This is a genomic window from Streptomyces siamensis (genome assembly GCF_039543605.1).
In the GTDB taxonomy this organism is placed as follows: Bacteria; Actinomycetota; Actinomycetes; order Streptomycetales; family Streptomycetaceae; genus Streptomyces; species Streptomyces siamensis.
On the sequence record NZ_BAABKB010000048.1, the window covers coordinates 135,646 to 156,690 of the forward strand.

The 21,045-nt window shown below is 70.8% G+C and carries 23 protein-coding genes; 2 read left to right on the forward strand and 21 right to left on the reverse strand.

From position 1 onward, the window contains the following. Positions 1-85: 85 nt before the first annotated feature. Both tsf and rpsB read right to left on the reverse strand, forming a co-directional pair. Complete coding sequence (gene tsf / locus ABEB03_RS43370) at positions 86-922, reverse strand: translation elongation factor Ts (RefSeq protein WP_345658609.1); 837 nt, start codon at positions 920-922, stop codon at positions 86-88. 96 nt (positions 923-1,018) lie between these two features. Continuing rightward, positions 1,019-1,930, reverse strand: coding sequence for a 30S ribosomal protein S2 (gene rpsB / locus ABEB03_RS43375; RefSeq protein WP_345658610.1), 912 nt, complete (start codon positions 1,928-1,930; stop codon positions 1,019-1,021). A gap of 270 nt (positions 1,931-2,200) precedes the next feature. Between rpsB and ABEB03_RS43380 the strand changes: the two genes are divergently transcribed. Then, positions 2,201-2,896: a murein hydrolase activator EnvC family protein gene (locus ABEB03_RS43380; protein WP_345658612.1), complete on the forward strand. Its 696-nt coding sequence runs from the start codon at positions 2,201-2,203 to the stop codon at positions 2,894-2,896. A 158-nt stretch (positions 2,897-3,054) separates the two neighbouring features. Here the strand turns inward: ABEB03_RS43380 and ABEB03_RS43385 are convergent, their stop codons facing one another. The 18 genes from ABEB03_RS43385 to proS all read right to left on the reverse strand — a co-directional run bounded on the left by ABEB03_RS43385 (position 3,055) and on the right by proS (position 18,029). Next, positions 3,055-3,612, reverse strand: a complete 558-nt coding sequence (locus ABEB03_RS43385) for a TetR/AcrR family transcriptional regulator (RefSeq protein WP_345658659.1) — start codon at positions 3,610-3,612, stop codon at positions 3,055-3,057. Positions 3,613-3,752: 140 nt separating this feature from the next. Beyond that, a complete protein-coding gene (whiG, locus tag ABEB03_RS43390) occupies positions 3,753-4,595 on the reverse strand; it encodes an RNA polymerase sigma factor WhiG (protein WP_028802460.1) in 843 nt (280 codons plus the stop codon). 273 nt (positions 4,596-4,868) lie between these two features. Continuing rightward, entirely contained in the window at positions 4,869-6,014 is a 1,146-nt protein-coding gene (dprA, locus tag ABEB03_RS43395; protein WP_345658614.1) for a DNA-processing protein DprA, read from the reverse strand. Further along, entirely contained in the window at positions 6,011-7,636 is a 1,626-nt protein-coding gene (locus ABEB03_RS43400) for a YifB family Mg chelatase-like AAA ATPase (protein ID WP_345658616.1), read from the reverse strand. The genes dprA and ABEB03_RS43400 overlap by 4 nt, the downstream gene beginning before the upstream one ends. Continuing rightward, a complete protein-coding gene (locus ABEB03_RS43405; RefSeq protein ID WP_345658617.1) occupies positions 7,636-8,037 on the reverse strand; it encodes a YraN family protein in 402 nt (133 codons plus the stop codon). The genes ABEB03_RS43400 and ABEB03_RS43405 overlap by 1 nt, the downstream gene beginning before the upstream one ends. Before the next feature lie 178 nt (positions 8,038-8,215). Further along, positions 8,216-8,524 (reverse strand): DUF2469 domain-containing protein, encoded by a 309-nt coding sequence (locus tag ABEB03_RS43410; protein WP_003965949.1) that lies wholly within the window; start codon positions 8,522-8,524, stop codon positions 8,216-8,218. Positions 8,525-8,579: 55 nt separating this feature from the next. Further along, positions 8,580-9,056 carry an NUDIX hydrolase gene (locus ABEB03_RS43415; RefSeq protein ID WP_345658660.1) on the reverse strand — a complete coding sequence of 159 codons (477 nt, stop codon included), beginning with the start codon at positions 9,054-9,056 and terminating at the stop codon, positions 8,580-8,582. Positions 9,057-9,132: 76 nt separating this feature from the next. Continuing rightward, positions 9,133-9,906 (reverse strand): signal peptidase I, encoded by a 774-nt coding sequence (gene lepB / locus ABEB03_RS43420; protein WP_345658618.1) that lies wholly within the window; start codon positions 9,904-9,906, stop codon positions 9,133-9,135. A gap of 258 nt (positions 9,907-10,164) precedes the next feature. Continuing rightward, positions 10,165-11,100 carry a signal peptidase I gene (gene lepB / locus ABEB03_RS43425; protein ID WP_425589388.1) on the reverse strand — a complete coding sequence of 312 codons (936 nt, stop codon included), beginning with the start codon at positions 11,098-11,100 and terminating at the stop codon, positions 10,165-10,167. Further along, the gene (gene lepB / locus ABEB03_RS43430) at positions 10,994-12,085 is read right to left on the reverse strand and encodes a signal peptidase I (RefSeq protein WP_143658532.1); all 1,092 of its coding nucleotides are present in this window, start codon (positions 12,083-12,085) and stop codon (positions 10,994-10,996) included. The genes lepB (ABEB03_RS43425) and lepB (ABEB03_RS43430) overlap by 107 nt, the downstream gene beginning before the upstream one ends. Further along, positions 12,078-12,794, reverse strand: coding sequence for a signal peptidase I (gene lepB / locus ABEB03_RS43435; protein WP_345658622.1), 717 nt, complete (start codon positions 12,792-12,794; stop codon positions 12,078-12,080). Before lepB (ABEB03_RS43435) ends, lepB (ABEB03_RS43430) begins: the two co-directional genes overlap by 8 nt. 83 nt (positions 12,795-12,877) lie before the next feature. After that, the gene (gene rplS, locus ABEB03_RS43440; RefSeq protein ID WP_028802452.1) at positions 12,878-13,228 is read right to left on the reverse strand and encodes a 50S ribosomal protein L19; all 351 of its coding nucleotides are present in this window, start codon (positions 13,226-13,228) and stop codon (positions 12,878-12,880) included. Between the two features lie 132 nt (positions 13,229-13,360). Continuing rightward, the gene (gene trmD, locus ABEB03_RS43445) at positions 13,361-14,182 is read right to left on the reverse strand and encodes a tRNA (guanosine(37)-N1)-methyltransferase TrmD (protein WP_028802451.1); all 822 of its coding nucleotides are present in this window, start codon (positions 14,180-14,182) and stop codon (positions 13,361-13,363) included. Beyond that, positions 14,182-14,724: a ribosome maturation factor RimM gene (gene rimM / locus ABEB03_RS43450; protein ID WP_345658624.1), complete on the reverse strand. Its 543-nt coding sequence runs from the start codon at positions 14,722-14,724 to the stop codon at positions 14,182-14,184. Before rimM ends, trmD begins: the two co-directional genes overlap by 1 nt. A gap of 84 nt (positions 14,725-14,808) precedes the next feature. Continuing rightward, on the reverse strand, positions 14,809-15,048 hold the full coding sequence (locus ABEB03_RS43455; RefSeq protein ID WP_149515387.1) for an RNA-binding protein: 240 nt from the start codon (positions 15,046-15,048) through the stop codon (positions 14,809-14,811). Between the two features lie 2 nt (positions 15,049-15,050). Further along, the gene (gene rpsP, locus ABEB03_RS43460) at positions 15,051-15,470 is read right to left on the reverse strand and encodes a 30S ribosomal protein S16 (RefSeq protein ID WP_345658625.1); all 420 of its coding nucleotides are present in this window, start codon (positions 15,468-15,470) and stop codon (positions 15,051-15,053) included. 296 nt (positions 15,471-15,766) lie between these two features. Further along, a complete protein-coding gene (locus ABEB03_RS43465) occupies positions 15,767-16,363 on the reverse strand; it encodes a hypothetical protein (protein ID WP_028802448.1) in 597 nt (198 codons plus the stop codon). 250 nt (positions 16,364-16,613) lie between these two features. Further along, entirely contained in the window at positions 16,614-18,029 is a 1,416-nt protein-coding gene (gene proS, locus ABEB03_RS43470; protein ID WP_345658626.1) for a proline--tRNA ligase, read from the reverse strand. Positions 18,030-18,227: 198 nt separating this feature from the next. On the opposite strand from proS, the gene ABEB03_RS43475 reads away from it, so the two are divergent. Further along, entirely contained in the window at positions 18,228-19,088 is an 861-nt protein-coding gene (locus tag ABEB03_RS43475) for an SAM-dependent methyltransferase (protein ID WP_345658627.1), read from the forward strand. Between the two features lie 14 nt (positions 19,089-19,102). On the opposite strand, the gene ftsH is transcribed toward ABEB03_RS43475, so the two are convergent. After that, positions 19,103-21,037, reverse strand: a complete 1,935-nt coding sequence (gene ftsH, locus ABEB03_RS43480; RefSeq protein WP_345658628.1) for an ATP-dependent zinc metalloprotease FtsH — start codon at positions 21,035-21,037, stop codon at positions 19,103-19,105. Positions 21,038-21,045 lie beyond the last annotated feature (8 nt).

Genomic DNA, 21,045 nt, shown 5'->3' on the forward strand with positions numbered 1-21,045 from the left:
CGTCCGGCACGCACGCGTGGGTGCCGGCGTACCGGGACGACTGCTGTCGACCCTATCGGGGTCGCGCGTCGATCGCGGTACGGACTCAGATGCCGACCTTGATACGCGAGAAGCGCTTCAGGGCGACACCGGCCTCGTCCAGGATCTGCTGGACGGACTTCTTCTGGTCCAGCGCGTAGGGCTGGCCCAGCAGGGTGGCCTCCTTGAAGAAGCCGTTGACGCGACCCTCGACGATCTTCGGGAGGGCGGCCTCGGGCTTGCCCTCGGCGCGGGTGGTCTCCTCGGCGACGCGGCGCTCGGACTCGACGACCTCAGCCGGGACGTCCTCACGGGAGAGGTACTTCGGCGCGAAGGCGGCGATGTGCTGCGCGATGCCCTTGGCGAGGTCGGCGTCGGCCTTGTCCAGCTCGACCAGGACACCGATCTGCGGGGGCAGGTCGGGCATGGTGCGGTGCATGTACGACGCGACGTAGGCGCCGGAGAACTGGGCGAAGCGGTCCAGGACGATCTTCTCGCCCAGGTTGGCGTTGGCCTCGTCGACGAACGCCTGAACCGTCTTGCCGGACTCGATCTCGGAGCCGAGGAGCGCCTCGAGGTCGGCCGGGGCGGTCGCGGCGACGTGCTGCGCGATCTGGTTGGCGACGGCCTGGAACTTCTCGCCCTTGGCGACGAAGTCCGTCTCGCACTTCAGCTCGACCAGGACACCGGAGGTGTTGTCGTCAGCGATGATGGAAACCACAGCGCCGTTCTCGGCGGAGCGGCCCTCGCGCTTGGCGACGCCCTTCTGGCCCTTGATGCGCAGCGCCTCGACGGCCTTGTCGACGTTGCCGTCGGCCTCGTCCAGCGCCTTCTTGCAGTCCATCATGCCGGCGCCGGTGAGCTCACGGAGCTTCTTGACGTCAGCGGCGGTGTAGTTCGCCATGATTCCTGGAATCTCTCTCGGAGTCTGAAGATCTACGGGATGAACGGCGGGGGCTTCGTGGGCCCCCGCCGTTCACAAACCCGAAGGGGTGAGGGGTCAGGCCTGCTCGGCGTCCGCGGCCGGAGCCTCGGCGGCGGGGGCGACAGCCTCGGCCTCGGCGGCCGGAGCGTCGGCCTGCTCGGCGTCGGCGACCTTCTCCGTCTCGGCGGAGGTCTGGACCTCGGCCTCGTCGGCCTTCTTCTCGCCCTCGAGCAGGTCGCGCTCCCACGCGGCGAGCGGCTCGCCCGCGGCCTTGTCACCCTCGGCCTTGCCGGCACCGGAGCGGGCGATGAGGCCCTCGGCGACGGCGTCGGCGATCACGCGGGTGAGCAGGGTGACGGAGCGGATCGCGTCGTCGTTGCCCGGGATCTTGTAGTCGACCTCGTCGGGGTCACAGTTGGTGTCGAGGATGGCGACGACCGGGATGTTGAGCTTCCGGGCCTCGCCGACCGCGATGTGCTCCTTCTTGGTGTCCACGATCCAGACGGCGCTGGGCACCTTCTGCATCTCGCGGATACCACCGAGGGTCTTCTCCAGCTTGGCCTTCTCGCGCGAGAGCACGAGAAGCTCCTTCTTGGTGAGACCGGAAGCGGCGACGTCCTCGAAGTCGATCTGCTCGAGCTCCTTGAGGCGCTGCAGACGCTTGTAGACGGTGGAGAAGTTGGTGAGCATGCCGCCCAGCCAGCGCTGGTTGACGTAGGGCATGCCGACGCGGGTGGCCTGCTCGGCGATGGCCTCCTGCGCCTGCTTCTTCGTGCCGACGAACATGACCGTGCCGCCGTGGGCGACGGTCTCCTTGACGAACTCGTAGGCGCGGTCGATGTACGACAGCGACTGGAGCAGGTCGATGATGTAGATGCCGTTGCGCTCGGTGAAGATGAAGCGCTTCATCTTCGGGTTCCAGCGACGGGTCTGGTGACCGAAGTGGACGCCGCTCTCCAGCAGCTCCCGCATCGTGACGACGGCCATGGCCGTTCTCCTTGGTGTTCTCGGTTGTGCCGCGTGTGCCGGACGGCACGCGCGCCTGACGCCCGCGATGCGCCTTGCCACGAGGGACCGAGAGGCGCTGACACCGGTCGCTGACGACCAGGTGTCGGGGCGTGCGAAGTCGACCCGGTGACCCGGATCGCCATCAGAAGTGTACGGGACCCGAGAGGCGCCGGGTGACGCCGCTGTCCACAACCGGCCGGTACTCCACAGATCCCGGCCGTGATCGGCTCGTTGCGGGACGGTGGCGGCATGCGAGCGAAACGATGTGTGCGTACGTGGCTCGGGCTGTTGCTGGGTCTGGTGGCGACCGTCCTGGGCGCGGGCCCGTCGGCCCCCGCCCGGGCGAACGACCCCGCGCCCCCGGCGCCCGCCGTGTTCCCTGCCTCGGGCTCGGCCTCGGATCCGGGAGACGGTTCCACCGCCGGCCCGGCGCCGAGGCCTGCTACCGACCCGGTGCCGAGGTCTGCCGCCGACCCGGTGCCGAAGGTCGGCCGCGCCTGGCCCGTGGGCACGCGCCCTCCGGTCGTACGGGGCTGGGAGCCGCCGGCGACGGTGTACTCCCGCGGCCATCGCGGCGTGGACCTCGGGGCGGCCCCGGGTGCGCCGGTCCGTGCCGTCGCCGCGGGCCGGGTGTCCTTCGCGGGCCGGGTCGCCGGCCGTGGTGTCGTCTCGGTCGAACTGCCGGGCACGGGCACTCCGCCGCTGCGGACGACGTACGAGCCGGTGCTGGCGTCCGTGCGCAAGGGCGACGAGGTCGCGGCGGGCGACCTGCTCGGCACTGTCGAAGGCGGCGGCTCGCACTGTGCCAGGTCGTGCCTGCACTGGGGACTGCTGAGAGGCAGCACCTATCTGGACCCGCTGTCACTGCTCCCGCCCTGGCTGCTGCGCGCGGGCCCGTCACGCCTGCTGCCGGTGGCGGGGGTGCCGCGGACACCCACCACGTGAGGGAGACGGGCCCGGCATCGAGTCCGCGCACCACAGGTCCCGGCATCGGGTCCGCGCACCACAGGTCCTGGCGTCGCCTCCGCTTGCCACAGGTCCCGGTCTCGAGTCCGCGCACCACAGGTCCCGGCGTCGCCTCCGCCTGCCGGGAAGCGCCGGACTCAGCCCCGCACGCCCCGCAGAACCATGGAAACGGTCGCGTCGGTGATCGCGCCGGGTTCCTCCGCGGCGCCCAGTTCGATGCGGCGCACGGCGGCGTCGACGACGCCCTGGAGGAGCATCGCGGCCAGCCGCGGTTCCGCGTGTCCCATGTCGCCGAGCGCCTCGACGATCATCGCGACCAGGCTGCCGTGAGCCGCGCGGATCTTCTCCCGCGCTCCGGCGTCGAGCTCGCTCGCGGAGATGGCGACCACGGCGCGGTGCCGGCGGTCACCGACCAGCGCGAGCTGCTGGCGGACGTACGCCTCGACCTTGTTCTCGGGGGTGTCCGCCCGCTCCATCGCGGCGGAGACCTCGGCCGCCCACACGGGGAAGTCGACCTCGCACAGCTCCTCGACGACGGCCGCGCGGGAGCGGAAGTACTCGTAGACGGACGATCTCGCGAGTCCCGTGCGTTCGGCGAGGGCCGGGAAGGTCAGCGCCTCCGTCCCGCCCTCGGACAGCAGGGACCGCGCCGCGTCCAGCAGGGCGGCTCGCTGCATCGACCGGTGCTCGGCCACGGAGGCCGCTCGAATCCTTGGCACGTCAACCACTGTACGGACGGACCGCCCCGGACGGCAGCCACTCCGCCCACCCGGCGGTGGTGGCGGGGCCCCGACACCGGCGGGGCAGGGACGATTCGGCGTGCTCCCGCCACCCCTCAGCGGCCGAAACTCGCCAGCTTCGCCCGCAGCTGGAGCACCGACTTGGTGTGGATCTGACTCACCCTGCTCTCGGTGACCCCGAGCACGTTGCCGATCTCCGCGAGTGTGAGTCCTTCGTAGTAGTAGAGCGTGACCACGGTCTTCTCCCGGTCGGGCAGCGTGTTGATGGCCCGCGCGAGGAATCTGCGCAGCTCCCGGTCCTCGGCCACCTCGACCGGGTTGTCGGCCGCCGTGTCCTCCAGCGTGTCCATCAGACTCAGGCGTTCACCGCCTTCGCCGCCGACGTGCAGCAACTCCTCCAGGGCCACCACGTTCGCCAGGGACAACTGGCTGAACACCGCGTGCAGTTCCTCCACCGCGATGCCCATCTCGGAGGCCACCTCGCCCTCCGACGGGGTGCGGCGCAGGCGTGCCTCCAGCGTCGCGTAGGCCCGCTCCACATTGCGGGCCTTCTGCCGCACCGAGCGCGGGATCCAGTCCAGCGCCCGCAGTTCGTCGATCATCGCGCCCCGGATCCGGGTGATCGCGTACGTCTCGAACTTGATCTCCCGTTCGATGTCGAACTTCTCGATCGCGTCGATCAGCCCGAACACCCCCGACGAGACGAAGTCGGCCTGTTCGACATTGGCCGGCAGTCCGACGCTCACCCGTCCCGCGACGTACTTCACCAGCGGTGAGTAGTGCAGGATCAACTGCTCCCGCAGCCGGTCGTCACCCGTCGCCTTGTACGACCGCCACAACTCGTCGAGTGTCGCGGGAGCGGGCGGGCGCACGCTGCCGCCGTCGCGAGCGGCTGGCGGGATCGCCGCCCGGTCGGACCCGGAGGTGTGCTGGGGCATTCGTCGCCTTGTGCCGTTCTGCCGTGAACTGGGGCTGCCTGAGTGACCTGTCGGTCTGGTGTCGAGAACTGTCTGTCTGAGCCGGAATCCTCGTGAGCGTAGCGTGACTGAGGAGTCGCAGTGCGCGAAGAAGGGGGGATCACCCTCACGCGGAGTCACTTGACGTGACCTGCCTCCGCGTGACGGTGGTCGCCCTGCGTGACTGTCGGGAGGCGCCAACTGCGGGAAATCCCAAGGCTGTCGGCGTTAGCCCGGACGGCCGAACACGCTCGGTCAGCAGCCTCGGCGATCTTCATGGACGGGGATCATCGCCTGGCGTGTCAACTTCCAGCCGTCGCCGTGTCGTTCGACGAAACCAAGTGCTCGGAGTTCGTACAGCCTCCCGACCGCGTCGTCCGGTGTGGTCGCCGCGCCCCGGGCGATCTCCTCCGCTCCGGCCCGGCCGCGCGCCGGCAGCGCGGCCAGCACGCGTCCGGCGCCCGGGTCCAGCAGATCTCGTGGCAGCACGGGCCCGCGCCGGTCCGGGGCCAGCTCGCCGATGTCACCCACCAGCTCCACGACGTCCGCGGCGTCGGAGACGAGGACCGCGTCGCCGCGCAGCAGTTCGTGCACTCCGGCCGACAGTCCGCTCGTGGCCGGGCCCGGCACCCCCATGGTGAACCGCCCGAGGCGCTGCGCCGCGCGGGCCGTGACCAGGGCGCCGCTGCGATACGCCGCCTCGACGACCACCGTGCCCCGGGTGAGCGCGGCGATGACACGGTTGCGCAGCAGGAATCTGCTCTGTGTCGGATGGTCGCCGGGTGGCAACTCCCCCACCACGAGCCCCTGTTCCGCGATTCTCGTGATGAGGGTCGCGTGTCCGCGCGGGTAGGGCCGGTCGACGCCGCAGGCCAGCACGGCGACGGTGGCTCCGCCCGCCCCGAGTGCTCCCCGGTGCGCGGCGCCGTCCACGCCGTACGCGCCGCCGGAGACCACCACCCAGCCCCGCTCCGCGAGGCCCGCGCCGAGGCAGGCGGCCATGTGGGCGCCGTACTCGGTGCAGGCCCGGGCGCCGACGACGGCGACGGAGCGCAGCGCCCACATCCGCAGACTGGGGCTCCCGCGCACCCACAGGCCGGTGGGCCGGGCATCGCCCAGGTCGTCGAGCTGCGCGGGCCATTCGGGCTCGCCGGGGCAGACGTACCTCACTCCGGCGGCCCGCGCCTGGGCGAGGTCCTGCTCGGGGCGGACCCGCCCGGCCCGTCCCCGCAGCCCGGCCCATCGCTTCCCGGTCACCCCCGGCAGCGGTCTGCCCCCTTCGACCAGCCGCCGGGCCACCTCCACGGGCCCGAACTCGCGCAGCCATCGCCCGCCCACCTCGTCGCCCGGTTCGATGACGCGGGCGAGGGCGACGCGGGCCATACGTGCCTCGTCGCTCATGTCGGTGAGCCGATCGTCATCGGCACCCCTCGGGGGACGCCGGTGCGCAGCTGGAGCGCCAGGGCGACGTCACCGGCGTCGGGCCGGTCGTGCCCCGACAGGTCCGCGACGGTCCATGCGACGCGGAGCACACGGTCCAGGCCGCGCGCGGTCAGCAGGCCGCGCTCCAGTCCGCGCTCCGCCTCGTCCATCGCCCCGGGCAGCGCCTGCCAGCGGCTGCGCAGCTCGCGTCCGGGCATTTCGGCGTTGGTGTGCCACGGCGTGCCGGACAGACGGCCGGCGGCCCGCTCGCGGGCGGCTCGGACCCGGTCGGCCACCGTGCGCGTCGACTCGCCCCGGGCGCCGAGCGCCGTCAGCTCCGAGCGGGTGACCGGCTCGACCTCGACCCGCAGGTCGACCCGGTCGAGCAGGGGTCCGGAGAGCCGGGACTGGTAGCGACGGATGGCTGAGGGAGGGCATTCGCAACAGTCGTTCGTCGCGCTGAAGCGTCCGCACGGGCAGGGGTTGGCCGCCAGCACCATCAGGAACTTCGCCGGGAACCGCACGACTCCGGCGCTGCGTGCGATCACGACGTGACCCGCCTCCAGGGGCTGGCGGAGCGCGTCGAGGACGAAGCCGCTGAACTCGGGCGCCTCGTCGAGGAAGAGCACGCCGCGATGCGACAGCGACACGGCGCCGGGTCGTGCCAGGCCCCTGCCGCCGCCGACGAGCGACTGCATCGTCGCCGAGTGGTGCGGTGCGCAGTAGGGCGGGACGTCCACCATGGGCCTGCCCGGCGGCAGCAGTCCCGCGACCGAGTGGATCGCCGTCACCTCCAGGGATTCCTGCCGGTTCAGGGCCGGCAGGAGGGAAGGCATGCGCTCGGCGAGCATGGTCTTGCCCGCGCCCGGTGGTCCCTGCAGGAAGACGTGGTGTCCGCCCGCCGCGGCCACCTCCATCGCGGTGCGCGCCGACAGCTGGCCGACGACGTCCGCGAGATCGTGCCCAGGGTCGTGGTCGGGCAGGGTGGTGCCGCACAGACCGGTGGCCTCCCCCGTGCCGGGCACGCGCAGTCCGGCCAGCAGGGGGTCGGGGCGGCCCTGCTCGTCCGGGTCCTCCTCGGGCATCGGTTCGTCGGTGAGGGCCGCGATCAGCTGGCGCAGGCTGCGGACCCCGAGCACCGAGACCCCTGGGACGAGCGCGGCCTCGGCGGCGGCGCACTCCGGCACCACCACCTGCTCGTATCCCGCGTCCGCCGCCGCCAGCACGGCGGGCAGGACACCGCGCACCGGCCGGACCCGGCCGTCCAGGCCCAGTTCGCCGATCATCACGATGTCGGCGAGCACCCGTGGGTCGATCCGTTCGGCGGCGCCGAGCACCGCGCAGGCGACGGCGACGTCGAAGCCCGATCCGGCCTTGGGGACGGACGCCGGGCTCAGGCCGACCGTGAGCTTCTTCTGCGGCCAGTCGGCGCCCGAGTTGACCACCGCCGCCCGCACCCGGTCGCGGCTCTCCGTGAGGCTCTTGTCGGGCAGGCCGACCAGGGTGAAGGCCGCGACGCCGGGTTCCAGGTCGGCCTGGACCTCGACCACGACGCCCTCGACACCGACCAGCGCCACCGCACACGTACGCGCGAATCCCATCAGGCCACCCCCCGCGCGTGCTCGACGACGGGCGCGCCGCGGGCGGGCAGGACGACGCCGATCAGATCGATGCGGACGCCGCCGGGGGGCGCCCCTCCGTGTTCCTGGACCCAGCGTTCGGCGAGCCCTCGCAGTCGCTCGGCCTTGACCGGTGTGACGGCCGCCATCGGATGCTCGAAGGAGCCCGCCTTGCGGGTCTTGACCTCGCAGATCACCAGCGCGTCGCCGTCACGGGCCACGATGTCGATCTCGCCGGTCCTGCCGCAGCGCCAGTTGCGCGCCAGTACCTTCATGCCGGCCTCGGTCAGCCGGCGGGCGGCGAGGTCCTCTCCGTACCTGCCGAGTGCGCTGCGTGCCTGTCCGTACCTGCCGAGTGCGTTGCGTGCCTGGGACGAGTTCATGTCGGCACCACCTCCGGCGCCAACACTGCGGCCGTCCCGCCCCGCTTGTGGATCTTGGTGGACGAACGCGCGAATGTGGAAAACCCCGTCACCCGCAGGGGTGACCGCTCCACGTCAGGGACTCAGGGACTCCGCGGGGGGACCGCCGGCGACTCCCGGCACGCCGGCGCCTCCGTCATCAGCCGCCCGGAAGCTCCAGGTCGCTCTTGTTGAGCTCCTCGATGTTCACGTCCTTGAACGTCAGGACGCGGACCTGCTTCACGAAGCGTGCGGGTCGGTACATGTCCCACACCCAGGCGTCCGCCATGGACACCTCGAAGAAAACCTCTCCCTGGACCGAGTGCACCTGCATCTCGTAGTCATTGGTGAGGTAGAAGCGCCGTTCGGTCTCGATCACATATTTGAACAGACCGACGACATCGCGGTACTCCCGATAGAGCTTCAGCTCCATCTCGGTCTCGTACTTCTCGAGGTCCTCGGCGCTCATGGCATGTTCCCCTTCAGCCGTGCGTCCCCCTATTGTGCGCCAGCCCCGCGGGCCCCTAGACGATTTCCGTGTCGAGGACCTCGGGCGTGGCCGGGGGACCCTCGTCGAGCAGCCTGTGCAGCAGCTCGGCGAGCCTGGTCGGATACACCGTCTCATGTGCCTCGGTCAGTTCCTGGCACGTCCACCAGCGCGCTCCGGCGACGCTGCGCCGTTCCAGCTCCGTCAGACCGGCGGCCGCCGTCACCGTCTGGGTCGTACGGGCCAGGTAGTACCACTCGTCCTGGTCCCAGCGGCGGCCCGCGAACGGGAACGAGCACATGCGCCGCCACAGCACCGGGCCCAGTTCGACCTCGGTGATGCCGGTCTCCTCCGCGAGCTCACGGACCGCGGCCTGCTCCCGGGTCTCCTCGCCCTCCAGGCCGCCGCCCGGGGTGAACCACCAGTCGTCGGCGGGGTCGCCGGGCTCGTGCCCGTGCAGCAGCAGAATGCGTTCCTCGGGGTCGAGCAGCACCACGCGCGCCACCTTCCGCAGCCCGCCCCGGTACTCCTCGTCGGCGACGGCGGGCGAGGGCTCCTGCCCGCGCTCGCCCCTCGCGTCGTACGGCACCTCAGCGGGCACCGGCGAGCTCCGTGCGGGCCCCAGCCCGCCGGCGCGCCCGGTTGGCGATCGGGCCGTAGGCCGCGCCGCCCAGGACGAGTACCGCGCCGGCGATCACCGCCGAGACGATCAGCCGCAGGGGTCCCGGCTCGGAGAGGCTGCCCAGCGGCTCGAAGCCGGTCGGCCGCTCCAGCATGCCGTTCATCGGCCATACGACGGCGTCGACGCGTCCCTTGACGGCCTTGCGCGGCACGGTGCCGTTGGCGGCGTCGGTCAGGTGGGCGGTGGAGTCCAGGGAGCCGCTGCGCTCGTCGCCGAGCAGGAAGAGATTGCCCTCCGGGACCGTGACCGTCGGGATCTTCGTCAGCTCGGCCGCCGACCCCTTGGGCAGATACGACTCGTCGATCTGCTTCCCGTTGACGGTGAGCTTGCCGTCGGTGCAGCAGGCGACCTTGTCGCCGCCGACGGCGACCACGCGCTTGACCATGGGCACGTCGCCCCACGACGACTGCTTGAAGACGACGACGTCGCCGCGCTTGACCTCGCCTCCGTCGACCCGCTGTGCCAGCACGCGGTCGCCCGCGTCGATCGTCGGCGTCATCGAACTGGTGGGCACGGTGTACGGCCGATAGACCACCGCCCCCCAGGCGAACCCTCCGAGGAACAGCACAATGCCCAGCGCGACAGCCAGTCCGGACAGCACCTGTCCGGTCCGGCCGCCCACCGGGCCCTTGTCTGTGCCACCGCTGCGCGGGGCCGTACGCGTCGTGCTCTCGCCACCCATGGGTCCGCACCTTACCCGGGGGTACGGTCCGCGGTCAGCCCATGGCCGGCATCACGATCACCGGCTCCGGGACCACGCGGGCGGACTCGGGCCGCGCCGTCCGTCCGCCCGCGCCGCGAAACAACCCATCGCGGACCCTTGGGGTGCGCCGTCCCGAAGCCTCCGAAGACGGGTCCCGCACCGGCCGCGACGCCTCCGGGGCGTCCACAGCGGCCGCGACGCCTCCCGAGAGGCGCCCGTGCCGGCCGCTGCGCCCTCCTAGGACGCGTCCGTCTTCCGCCCGGACGCGTTGCGACGCCGCCCGAGCAGCACCAGCGGTACGGCTCCGACCAGCGCCACGGCGTCGGGCGAGGTCACGGCCGCGGCGGCCTTGCTGCTCAGACCGTCCTGGTCGAAGGTGTCCGGAACGGGCAGGGTGCCCCAGCGGTTGATGGGCCAGGCCTTCACGATGGCGCGCCCGACGACCTTGTCGACGGGAACCATGCCGTGGTGCTTGTCCATCTGGTTGTAGCGCGAGTCCTTCGAGTTCTGGCGGTGGTCGCCCATCACCCAGATCATGCCCTTGGGCACCTTGACCTTGAACTGGCCGCCGTCCTCGTCGACGCTGCACGGGGTGTTGCCCGGGTAGACGTACGACTCCTCGTTCAGCGCCTTGCCGTTGACGGTCAGCGGGCCGGAGCCCTTGCACTCGACGGTGTCGCCCCCGACGCCGATGACGCGCTTGATGAGGTCCTTCTCCTCGGCCGACGGCATCAGGCCGATCCAACTGAGCACCGTCTGCAGGGCGTTCGGGTTCGCCGTGGGCTCACCCGCGAGCCAGTTGTCGGGGTCGTGGAAGACGACGACCTCGCCGCGCTCCGGCTCGGAGCCGAACCACGGGGTCAGCTTGTCGACCAGGACGCGGTCACCCTGCTGGAGCGTGTTCTGCATCGAGTCCGAGGGGATCGAGAACGCCTGCACCAGGAAGGTCTTGATGAGCAGCGCGAGAACCAGGGCGATGCCGATCAGGATCGGCAGCTCCTTCCAGAAGGAGCGCTGCTTCTTCGACTTCGCGTCCCGCTCGGCCGCGGCTCCGCCGTCCTCGGCGTCACTCCCGGAATTCGACGCGTCCTCTACGGCCGGGGAAGCCGAATCGTCGGGCCGCTCCGGCTTCCCTTCGGGACCGTCTTGTCCGGACCGTGCGCCGACCGCCACATCCCCCACATCCACTCCTCACTCCGTGCCGCCGCCCACGCCGTATTCGGCGCAGGCCCACCACTCCCATAACGAGCGGGAGTTCCGCAGGGGTCGGGAGCGGGGTCAATCCGTCTGGATCCGCAGGGGCCACCCTATGCGACTGAGCGAGAACGGAGGTCGACCCTCCAGGCGCGTCGGCCACGGACGCGTACGTGCCCGGCTCCTCCAGGCTGGTCCAGTGTCCGAGGGGCCACGCGATGTACCTGGCGCGGCCGACGACCGACTTCAGGGAGACGGTGCCGCTGAACTTGTCGGAGCGGTGGTAACGGGAGTCGGCGGAGTTGGCGCGGTGGTCGCCCATGACGAACAGGCGCCCCTGGGGCACCTTCACCTCGAAGGCGAAGTCCGACGGTTTGTTGTCGGCGTGGATGTAGGGCTCGCTGAGCGGCGTGCCGTTGACGGTGACCCGGCCCTGCGCGTCGCAGCACTTGACCGTGTCGCCGCCGACCCCGACGACGCGCTTGATCAGGTCCTTCTCGTTGTCGGAGGGAAGCAGACCGATGAAGGTGAGCCCCTCCTTGACCTGTTTGACGACGACGGGGTCGTCCTTCTTCTTGGTCTCCTCGGCGGTGAGCCAGCCTCCGGGGTCCTTGAAGACCACGACGTCACCACGCTGGGGCTCGGAACCGAACCACGGGGTCAGCTTGTCGACCAGGACGCGGTCGCCGATCTGGATCGTGTTCTCCATGGAGCCCGACGGGATCACGAAGGCCTGGACGAGGAAGGTCTTGAGCACGAGCGCTATGAGGACGGCGACGCCGACGAGGAGGGGTATCTCCTTGATGGCCGAGCGGCGCCTGCGCCGCTTGACCTTGCGCTGGAGCTTGCGCCGCTCGGCGCGTCCGGTGCGCGCGACGCCTCCGGAGGCCCGCCGGGTGCCGGTGGGCAGCAGGTTCTCGGCGGCGCTGGTCGGCACGCCGCGCGGTTTGCCGCGGTTACCCATGGGCACCGTCCGCGGCGGGCACGCGCGCGTAGGCGTCGGGGCGCGTCAGCCGCGTCCAGTGACCGGCGGGCCAGGCGACCCAGTCGGCCCGGCCGATGACGTCGTCGACGGGGACCATGCCGCCGCCGGGTGAGCCCAGGTGGTCGCGGGAGTCGCTGGAATCGCTGCGGTGGTCACCGAGGACGAAGAGAGTGCCGGCGGGCACGACGACGTCGAAGGCGACGTCGGACGGGCTGTCCCCGTGATGCACGAACGCCGACTCGTCGACCGACTGGCCGTTCACTTCGAGCCTCCCTTCCTGGTCGCAGCAGACCACATGGTCTCCCCCCACACCGACCACGCGCTTGATGTAGTCGGCGTCTCCGAAGTAGCCGGTGCCGTCGAACACGACGACATCGCCCCGTCGCGGCTCGGCACCGAAACGGTACGCCAACTTATTTACGAGAACGCGGTCCCCGATCCTCAATCCGGACTCCATCGAGCCGCTGGGAATCTCGAAGGGCTGCATCACGAAGCGGCTCACGAGGAGCAGGAAGGCCAGGCAGGCCAGTACGGTCAAGGTGATCCGTCCGCCCGGGAGCCAGTCGGCGACGCGGTCCACCAACGCGAAACGCGACCGTCCCTCCGGCCCCTCTGTGTCCGGGATCTCCTCGGATCCGGAAGGGCGGGAGGAGCGGTCGCGCTCCACATGCTGTGCTTCGGTGTCCATCGGAGCCAGATGTTATCCGGCCCCGCTGTGACACCTTCGCGCCGACGGGTTCACCTGCGGTTTCCCCGTGCGGCGGCGCGAGATCAGTTCTCGCGCTTCTCCTTGATCTTCGCCGCCTTGCCGCGCAGGTCACGCAGGTAGTACAGCTTGGCGCGACGCACGTCACCGCGGGTGACGAGCTCGATCTTCTCGACGATCGGGGTGTGCACCGGGAAGGTGCGCTCGACGCCGACGGAGAACGAGACCTTGCGGACCGTGAAGGTCTCGCGGACACCGGCGCCCTGGCGACGGATGACTACGCCCTTGAACTGCTGCACACGGGAGCGGTTGCCCTCGATGACGCGCACGTGGACGTTGACGGTGTCACCCGGGCGGAAGGCCGGGATGTCGCTGCGCAGCGACGCGCTGTCGACGGAGTCGAGCAGGTGAGACATTTCGTCTGCTTTCTTCGTTGATGCCACAGGTCATCAACGGGAGATAGGTTTTCCGGAAGTCGCTGCCGCGCCGGGACGGGCGTCGTGTCCCCCTGTGGCAGGGGCGCACGCCGGACGACGTACAGCAGCGCCCTATTCTTCCACGGCCTCGGGCGTGCGCCAAAATCGGCCGTCGGGGCCCGGCTGCCAGCCGAGGATCGAGAGCATCTCGCGGTCCTTCTTGTCGAAGACGGCGGGGTCGCAGCGCTCGATCAGGTCGGGACGGTTGGCCGTCGTACGGCGCAGCGCCTCGTCGCGGCGCCAGCGGGCGATCTTCCCGTGGTGGCCGCTGAGCAGCACCTCCGGGATCTCGCGGCCGCGCCAGGCCGGAGGCTTGGTGTACACCGGGCCTTCCAGGAGGTTGGCCATGGCTCCGGGGGCGAAGGAGTCGTCGCGGTGGGACTCGGCGTTGCCGAGGACACCGGGCAGCAGCCGGGCCACGGCCTCGGTGACCACCAGGACGGCCGCCTCGCCGCCGGCGAGCACGTAGTCGCCGATGGACACCTCGTGGACGGGCATGCGGGTGGCGTACTCGTCGATGACCCGGCGGTCGATGCCCTCGTAGCGGGCGGGGGTGAAGACCAGCCAGGGGCATTCGGAGAGCTCGACGGCGAGTTCCTGGGTGAAGGGGCGTCCGCTGGGCGTGGGAACCACCAGGGCGGGACCGTGGGAGCCCGTCTCGTAGCCGTCGGCCAGGACGGAGTCCAGCGCGTCGCCCCAGGGCTCGGTCTTCATGACCATGCCGGGGCCGCCGCCGTACGGGGTGTCGTCGACGGTGTTGTGCCGGTCGTACGTCCACTCCCGCAGATCGTGCACGTGCACGTTCAGCTGTCCACGCGCGCGTGCCTTGCCGACCAGCGAGACGTTCAGGGGTTCCAGGTACTCGGGGAAGATCGTGACGACGTCGAGCCGCATTACGCCTCGTCCCTGGTGGAGGCGATCTCGGCGCGGTCGTCGATCAGTCCCGGCGGCGGGTCGATGACGGCCCGCTGCTCCGTGAGGTCGATGCCGGTGACGATCTCCTCGACGAACGGGATCATGACCTCGGTCCCGTCCGGCCGCTCGACCACGAACAGGTCCTGCGAGGGCAGGTGCGAGATCTCCGTGATCCGCCCGACCTCGACGCCGTCCGCGGTGACCACGTCCAGGTCGATCAGCTGGTGGTCGTAGTACTCCTCGGGGTCCTCCGGCGTCTCCTCCGGATCGACGTCGGCGATGAGCAGGGTGTTGCGCAGCGCCTCGGCGGCGTTCCGGTCCCGTACGCCTTCGAAGCGCAGCAGGAGACGGCCGCTGTGGACGCGGCCCGTCTCGATGGTCAGCGGTCCGGCGGAGGCCGGGTCGGTGAGCAGGACGGCGCCCGGTCCGAGCCTGAGTTCCGGCTCGTCCGTACGCACCTCCACGGTGACCTCGCCCTTGATGCCGTGGGCGCGGCCGACGCGAGCGACTACCAGCTGCACTGTGCTTGATCTCCTGTCGATACGACTACGGGCCGGGAAAGGCTCGTAAGCCCTCCCCGGCCCGAGCCGGTGCTGCCTGTTACGTCAGCGGACGTGGTCCACGTCGACGAGGTCGACACGGACGCCGCGGCCGCCGATGGCGCCCACGACGGTCCGCAGAGCGCGCGCGGTGCGGCCGTTGCGGCCGATCACCTTGCCGAGGTCGTCGGGGTGCACCCGGACCTCGAGTACGCGCCCGCGGCGCAGGTCGCGCGAGGCGACCTGCACTTCGTCGGGGTTGTCGACGATGCCCTTCACGAGGTGCTCGAGAGCCTCCTCGAGCATGCTCAGGCCTCGGTCGACTCGGACTCGGCCTTGGCCTCGTCCTTCTTCTCAGCCTTCTTCTTCTGGGTGATGGCCTCACCCTTGCCCTCGTCCTCGCCGCCCAGGGCCTCGAAGGACGGGCGCGTGGCCTTCGGCTCGGCCACGAGCAGCGGAGCCGGGGCCGGCAGGCCCTTGAACTTCTGCCAGTCGCCGGTCAGCTTCAGGATGGCGAGCACGGGCTCGGTCGGCTGCGCGCCGACACCCAGCCAGTACTGCGCGCGGTCCGAGTCGACCTCGATGCGCGAGGGGTTCTGCACCGGGTGGTACAGGCCGATCTCCTCGATGGCCCGGCCGTCACGGCGGGTACGGGAGTCGGCGACGACGATGCGGTAGTGAGGCGAACGGATCTTGCCCAGACGCTTCAGCTTGATCTTGACTGCCACGGAAGTGGTGTCTCCTGGTCTTGACGTGGTTGGGCACGGCGAGATGGCCGCGTGGGGTTGCGGTACCCGAGTGCCCGATGGACGCGTCAGCCGGAGGAGAGAGGGGTCCTGTGCGGCTGTCGAGTACAGCTAGCCATTGTGCCACATCCCTGCGGGTCGCCTTCACCCGCGGGGTGCGCCCGGCCATGGCTCGTCGGCACCCGGCGCCGGCCCCCGGGCGCCCGTCACGCCGCCCGGCGCCCCATGGTGCCGCCGTCCTGGATGGCTGAGCACGGCTGCCACGAGCAGCCGTGCTCTCAGGACGCCGCCGCGCCCACCACTTCGGGGATCCGGAAGGGCTTGCCGCACCCTCCGCACACGATCGGCGCCTGGGCCAGCACCGATGGGACGACGCGCACATTGCGGCCGCAGTCGCACACGGCCTTGACGCGGACGCCCCCTCCGGAGGAGCCGTGACGCGCGGCCGGGCCGCGGAACGACCGGGCGCTGTCGGCGGCGGTCGCGGCCGAGTGCGCCTTCAGCGCGCGCTGGAGCCGCTCGATGGTCGGGCGGTACCGGCGCTTCGCCTCGGGGTTGAGCGTGACCAGGGAGAAGCCGCTGCTGGGATGCGGTTCCTCGGGGTGGTCGAGACCCAACTCCTCGGCGATCGCGAGGAACCTGCGGTTGTGATACCGGCCGGCGCGCGAGGTGTCGCGGACTCCGCGGGCGGCGGCGATGCCGTGGACTGCCTCGTGAAGCAGTCGTTCGAAGGAGAGTTCGTGTCCGCAGGCGGACGACGACTCCCCGATCAGGGACTCTGGCGCGGCAAGATCGGGCAGCTCGGGGTGGTGCCGCTGAATGTCGGCCCACGCCCCTGCCAGCTCTGCGGCGAGAACAGGTGGTGTCGTGCTCACGTCGTGACAACGAGCCGGGGTGCCTCTGTGTTCCTATTCCGGGGCATCCCAAATAATTTGCACGTACCCGTCAGTTGCCGCTGATGTGTCCTGACGAGGGCGGGTGCGCTGATCTGCGGAGAAGCCTCACAGCTCGTACCAAGGCGGTACGTAGGGACACGTACGCCCCGGCGCGTAGACGGGGTCGGCGCGCCGGGGCACCTGGAGTCAGCAGATGCGCAAGAGGCCTTTCGGTCGGCCTGGGACCTACTCAGTAAGCGCGCGCCACGACGGCGACGTTACCCGGTGCGTCGTCGGCGTCGGGCACCGACCCGTCCTCGGCGACCAGACAGCGTACGGTCACGGAGTGCTCGGCGAGCTTGGCCTCGCCCTCTTCGCCGAGGTCGGCCCAGGGGATGCGGGCCCAGCCGCCCGCGGCGGCGGCCTCGACGGCCTCCTCGATCGTCGTCACGTCCGAGGTTCGGGACTCGCGGCGCTCGCGCGACTGCCTCAGCAGCAGCGCCTGGTCCTCATCGAGGACCGTGGGGAGCAGATCCGTCAGGGCGTCGATGGCGACCGGCTCCTTGCCTCCGGGGATGCGCCGGGCGAGCATCGCGGTGCCGTTCTCCAGGTCACGGGGCCCGACCTCGATGCGGACGGGTACGCCCTTGAGTTCCCAGTCGACGGCGCGGCGGCCGAACGGGGTGTCCGTGCGGTCGTCCACCTGGACGCGTACGCCCGCCGCCTTGAGCCGGTCGCCGATCTCGCGGACCTTGGCCAGAACCGCCTCGTCCCCCTTGATCGCGAGGACGACGGCCTGCACGGGGGCGAGCCGCGGGGGCACCCGCAACCCGTTGTCATCGCCGTGCGACATGATCAGGCCACCCACCATGCGGGTCGAGGACCCCCAGGAGGTCTGCCAGACGAGCTCCTGCTTGCCCTCCTTGGACAGGTACTGGGTGTTGAAGGCCTTGGCGAAGTTCTGTCCGAGCTCGTGGCTGGTGCCCATCTGGAGGGCCTTGCCGTCGCCCATCATCCCTTCGAGCGTGAGGGTGTTGATGGCGCCGGCGAACCGCTCGCTCGCCGTCTTCCGGCCGAGGACGACGTCGATGCCGAGGACGTTCACCATGAAGTCGGCGTACACCTCGCGGTGGATGTACGCGGCGTAGTCCCGGGCGTCCTCGTAGGTGGCGTGGGCGGTGTGGCCCTCCTGCCAGAGGAATTCAGTCGTACGGAGGAACACACGCGGGCGCATCTCCCAACGCACCACGTTGGCCCACTGGTTGATCAGCAGCGGCAGGTCGCGGTAGCTCTGCACCCACTTGGAGAAGTAGTCGTTGATGATCGTCTCGGAGGTGGGGCGGACGACGACCGGCTCCTCCAGCTCCTTGCCGCCGCCGTGCGTGACGACCGCGAGCTCCGGGGCGAAGCCCTCGACGTGCTCGGCCTCCTTCGTCAGGTACGACTGCGGGATGAAGAGCGGGAAGTACGCGTTCGAGGCACCCGCTTCCTTGATGCGGGCGTCCATCTCCTGCTGCATCCGTTCCCACAGCCCGTACCCGTACGGTCGGATGACCATGGTGCCGCGCACCGGGCCGTTGTCGGCCAGCTCGGCCTTGTTGATCAGGTCCTGGTACCAGCGGGGGAAGTCGTCCGCCCGGGGCGTGAGAACGGGTGCCTTTGCCATGCGGCGATCGTACGGGCCCACGTTGCCGGAATGTGAATTCTCGCGGCGGGCGCGGTCGGTGGACAAGCCGGGCCCCGCAACCCCTGGACGCCGGGTCGAGTGCGGAGTTACCTGACATACGGGGGGAGTGCGAGCGCACTGCACGGGGGGCGGCGAAACAGGCAAGGCGGCAACTCTCGGCGGATTGGGGCGCTTTCGATGACACCTACGCTCGTGCGGCAGCAACTGCCTCACGCGGGTCCATCGCCTCGCGTGGACCTGTGTGCACGCGCGCGTGACTGGGCCGAGATCCAGGAGCGGATGCTGGTGCCGCTCTACGAGGCCGTCTACGAAAGACTGGAAGTGGGCCGTGGGACACGGCTGCTGGGACTGGGGTGCGGATCGGGACTCGCGCTGCTGATGGCGGCGGCGCGCGGTGCGACGGTGACCGGTGTCGACTCCGCGTCGCCGGAGCTGACGGCCCTGGCGCGCGAGCGGCTGCTGCCGGAGGGATGGTGCACGCGCGCGCGTGCGGACACCCGGCTGGTGGACGGCTCCCCCGAGGACGCGGCCGTCGCCGCGGGGACGCCGGCGTACAACCTGGTGACCGCCTTCGAGCCGGTCGGATGCACGGCCGGGGACTCCGAGGCACTCGGTGCGCTGCTCGGCCGGGCGGCACCACTCGCGGAGCGGGGGACGCCCGTGGTCCTCGTGGGATGGGGGCCGCCTGAGCGCTGCGCCACCTCGGGCGTACTGCGGATCGCCGCCAAGCTGGCCGATCCCCTGCCGGGGGCGGGAAGCTGGCGGGCGGCCCGGCGTGACGACCTGGAGGACGTCGCTCAGCGGGCCGGGCTGCGGCCGGACGGGTCGGGGCGGGTCGCCTGCCCCTTCGGGTACGCCGACGTGGACAGCGCGGTGCGGGGACTGGTGTCGACGGGGCTGTTCGACGCGGCGGTCGAGGCCACCGACCGGGCACAGGTCGACAAGGAGCTCGCCGAGGCGCTGCACCCGCACCTGCGGCAGGACGGCACGGTGTGGATGCCGAACGTCTTCCGGTACCTGATCGCCCGCACGGTCTGACGGGCACCGGACCGCTACGTCTCCTTCGTCAGGCGGGTGATGCCCGCGATCCGGTAGGCGTCCGCCTCCTCCAGGGTCTCGTTCGCGAGGAGCGCCTCGGCCAGCGCGTCGAGTTGGCCGCGGTGGTCGCGGAGCTTGCGGCAGGCCTCCTCGTAGCACTCGTCGACGATGCGGCGCATCTCCCCGTCGATCACGTCGAGGGTGCGGGGTGCCGCGGCGAGCCCGTAGGCCTGCTGGGCGTCGGTCGGCAGAGCGGACAAGCGGCCGACGCGGTCGCTCATGCCCCACCGGGCGACCATGCCGCGGGCGATGTTCGTGACCTGCTCCAGGTCGTTCTCCGCGCCCGTGGTGACCACTCCGTAGACGACCTGTTCGGCGGCCATGCCGCCGAGGGCTCCGATGATGCGGCCGCGGAGGTACTCCTCCGTGTACGCGTACCGGTCCGACTCCGGGGTGGAGAGCGTGACGCCCAGGGCGCGGCCGCGCGGGACGATGGTGATCTTGCGGACCGGGTCGGCGCCCGGTTGCAGCATGCCGAGCAGGGCGTGGCCGCTTTCGTGGTACGCGGTGCGACGGCGTTCCTCGTCGGGCATCACCAAGGGGCGTTCGGCGCCCAGCTGGACCTTTTCCAGCGCCTCGGAGAGGTCCGTCCGCGTCACCTGCCGCTGCTTGCGCTTCACCGCGAGGAGGGCCGCCTCGTTGGCGAGGTTGGCGAGTTCCGCGCCGGTCATGCCCGGGGTCGTACGGGCCACCTGGGAGAGGTCCACGTCCGGGGCGAGCGGGATGTCACGGGTGTGGATCTCCAGGATCGCCTCCCGGCCGCCGCGGTCGGGGGGCGAGACGGTGACGACCCGGTCGAAGCGTCCGGGGCGGGTGAGCGCCGGGTCCAGGATGTCGGCGCGGTTCGTCGCCGCGATGACGACGACGCCCTCGGAGCCGGAGAAGCCGTCCATCTCGGTGAGGATCTGGTTCAGCGTCTGCTCGCGTTCGTCGTGACCGCCCATGCCGGAGCCGCCGGCCCGCGCCCGTCCGATGGTGTCGATCTCGTCGATGAAGATGATCGACGGGGCCATCTTGCGGGCCTCGGCGAACAACTCGCGGACACGTGAGGCGCCGACGCCGACGATCATCTCGATGAACTCGGAGGCCGACGCGGAGAAGAACGGTACGCCCGCCTCGCCGGCGACGGCGCGGGCGAGCAGCGTCTTCCCGGTGCCCGGCGGGCCCGTCAGGAGCACTCCGCGAGGCATCTTGGCGCCCATCTTCCGGTAGGCGTCGGGGTTCTTCAGGAAGTCGACGACGTCGTTGAGCTCGCCCTCGACCTCGTCGATGCCCGCCACGTCGCCGAACGTGGTGCGCTCGGCGCCCGGCTCCAGCTCGACGGGCTTGGGCGGCGGCTTGCGGCCGAGCATGCCGCCCGTGCCGCCCATGCCCGCTCTCATCCGCCGGGCGATGAAGATCCACAGGACGATCAGGAGGATCATCGGGGCCAGCGAGATCAGCAGATTCGCCAGGAAGCTGCGGTGCTGGACGACCGGCTGCGCGGTGACGGTGACGTTGTTCTTGGTGAGGTCCTGCCAGAGCTGGTCGTCCGCGAAGGAGGGACGCTGGGTGTTGAACTTGGTGTACTTGCCGCCCCCGTCGGGGTTGTCCTGTGCGGTCTTGAGCTGCCCCTGGATCGCGTCGCCCTTGGCATAGATCTTGGTGACGTTCCCGGCGTCGACCTGCTTGTTGAACTCCGTGTAGGAGATCGTCGGCTCGTCGCCCTCGTTGAAGAACGACAGCACGAAGTTGGCGATCAGGAACACCACGAGGGCGGCGAGGACCAGCCGCCACCAGCCGCCGCGCATCTTCCGCCCGCCGGGCGCCGGTTTCGGCTTCTCCTCCGGGGTGCCCTCGGTGCGCCAGGGCTGGTCGGGAGACTTGCGAGGCGGCGCAGGATTGGCCATATCGGGAC

Bases quoted from the DNA above. Each gene is read 5' to 3' on its own strand.
- whiG (WP_028802460.1), bottom strand. From the start codon at position 4,595: ATGCCCCAGCACACCTCCGGGTCCGACCGGGCGGCGATCCCGCCAGCC.
- ftsH (WP_345658628.1), bottom strand. From the start codon at position 21,037: ATGGCCAATCCTGCGCCGCCTCGCAAGTCTCCCGACCAGCCCTGGCGC.
- lepB (WP_143658532.1), bottom strand. From the start codon at position 12,085: ATGGGTAACCGCGGCAAACCGCGCGGCGTGCCGACCAGCGCCGCCGAG.
- lepB (WP_345658622.1), bottom strand. From the start codon at position 12,794: ATGGACACCGAAGCACAGCATGTGGAGCGCGACCGCTCCTCCCGCCCT.
- proS (WP_345658626.1), bottom strand. From the start codon at position 18,029: ATGGCAAAGGCACCCGTTCTCACGCCCCGGGCGGACGACTTCCCCCGC.
- ABEB03_RS43380 (WP_345658612.1), top strand. From the start codon at position 2,201: ATGCGAGCGAAACGATGTGTGCGTACGTGGCTCGGGCTGTTGCTGGGT.
- rplS (WP_028802452.1), bottom strand. From the start codon at position 13,228: ATGTCTCACCTGCTCGACTCCGTCGACAGCGCGTCGCTGCGCAGCGAC.
- trmD (WP_028802451.1), bottom strand. From the start codon at position 14,182: ATGCGGCTCGACGTCGTCACGATCTTCCCCGAGTACCTGGAACCCCTG.
- ABEB03_RS43410 (WP_003965949.1), bottom strand. From the start codon at position 8,524: ATGAGCGCCGAGGACCTCGAGAAGTACGAGACCGAGATGGAGCTGAAG.
- tsf (WP_345658609.1), bottom strand. From the start codon at position 922: ATGGCGAACTACACCGCCGCTGACGTCAAGAAGCTCCGTGAGCTCACC.
- lepB (WP_345658618.1), bottom strand. From the start codon at position 9,906: ATGGGTGGCGAGAGCACGACGCGTACGGCCCCGCGCAGCGGTGGCACA.
- ABEB03_RS43400 (WP_345658616.1), bottom strand. From the start codon at position 7,636: ATGGGATTCGCGCGTACGTGTGCGGTGGCGCTGGTCGGTGTCGAGGGC.
- ABEB03_RS43405 (WP_345658617.1), bottom strand. From the start codon at position 8,037: ATGAACTCGTCCCAGGCACGCAACGCACTCGGCAGGTACGGACAGGCA.
- rpsB (WP_345658610.1), bottom strand. From the start codon at position 1,930: ATGGCCGTCGTCACGATGCGGGAGCTGCTGGAGAGCGGCGTCCACTTC.
- dprA (WP_345658614.1), bottom strand. From the start codon at position 6,014: ATGAGCGACGAGGCACGTATGGCCCGCGTCGCCCTCGCCCGCGTCATC.
- ABEB03_RS43455 (WP_149515387.1), bottom strand. From the start codon at position 15,048: ATGCTCGAGGAGGCTCTCGAGCACCTCGTGAAGGGCATCGTCGACAAC.
- ABEB03_RS43475 (WP_345658627.1), top strand. From the start codon at position 18,228: ATGACACCTACGCTCGTGCGGCAGCAACTGCCTCACGCGGGTCCATCG.